Below are 1,022 nucleotides of genomic sequence, written 5' to 3'. Positions count from 1 at the left end.
GCATCGAGGGTATTGTTGACGCCCGCCACGATGTCGCGGAACTCGCCTTCGTGCTTGTCGGCATCCGCGCGCGTGGCCAGGCGGCCCTCCACGGCCGCCTTGGCCAGCATGTTGGCGTCCGCCACCATGGCCTTCACGCTGCCCTGCACCTCGCCGACCGCGCGGACGACCTCGCCGATCTCGTCCTTGGCGTCGGACTTCAGCTCAAAGTCGAAGTCGCCCTGCGCCATCTTGCGCGCGGCACCGGAGACCTGCGCCACAGGCCGGGTAATGGACAACGTGATCAGGAAGGCGAGCAAGGTGCCGATGATCAGCGCGGCCGCACCAAGAATGATGATCATCAGGCGGCCCTGTTCGGCGGCATCGTGGGCCTGGATGCCGTCCTCCGTCATCAGTTGGCCCTGGAACGCGATAAGGCCGTTGATGGCGCCCATGTAGTTGGCCTGGGCGTTGCGCATCCCACCCAACAGGAGTTTCGCCGCAGCGGCGTCCTGTCCGGCGCGCAGGAGCGCGGTAATGCGATTCAGCATGCCTACATATTCCTCGCGAGCGGCCTGCACCTTGCCGAGCAACGCGACGCCCTCGTCGGAGGTGATCGTGCTCTGCAGCTTGTCGAGGTTCTCGGTGATGGTGGCCGAGGCTGCCGGCAGCCGATTCAGTTCGTTCCCGGTTTCTTCCGGCGTTGTTGCAATAACGGCGTTGCGCACTGCACGCGCCGTGACGTTGATCTCGTCGAGGACGTTGTTGGCCCACACCGTCTTCACGTAGCGGTCCGTGACGAGGATGTCGACTTCTCCCGCCAGCAGCCCGATGCGATTGATGCTGGTCAGAGAGATCACGGCCATGAGGACCAGCACAAGCGCGAAAGCGATGCCGAGACGAAGGCCGATCTTGAGGTTCTTCATTGTGGTCAGTCCTTGGGGGTTGTCAGGCCGCTGCCTGGTCGACCAGGCCCATGTCCTCGGCGGTCATGAGTTTTTCGATGTCGATGATGATGATCATGCGTTCGTCGACGGTGGCGA

1 protein-coding gene is annotated in these 1,022 nt (G+C 63.5%); it reads right to left on the bottom strand.

Translation table 11 applies throughout. The annotated features are described in order from the left end of the window. Nucleotides 1-905: MCP four helix bundle domain-containing protein (locus G8346_RS01590; protein WP_166047549.1), on the bottom strand; the 905-nt coding region annotated here is incomplete at its 3' end. Nucleotides 906-1,022 lie beyond the last annotated feature (117 nt).

The organism is Thioalkalivibrio sp. XN279, assembly GCF_011089885.1.
Lineage (GTDB): Bacteria > Pseudomonadota > Gammaproteobacteria > Steroidobacterales > XN24 > XN24.
The sequence above is the reverse complement of the archived record's forward strand: the minus strand, read 5'-3'. Positions and strand labels throughout refer to the sequence as shown.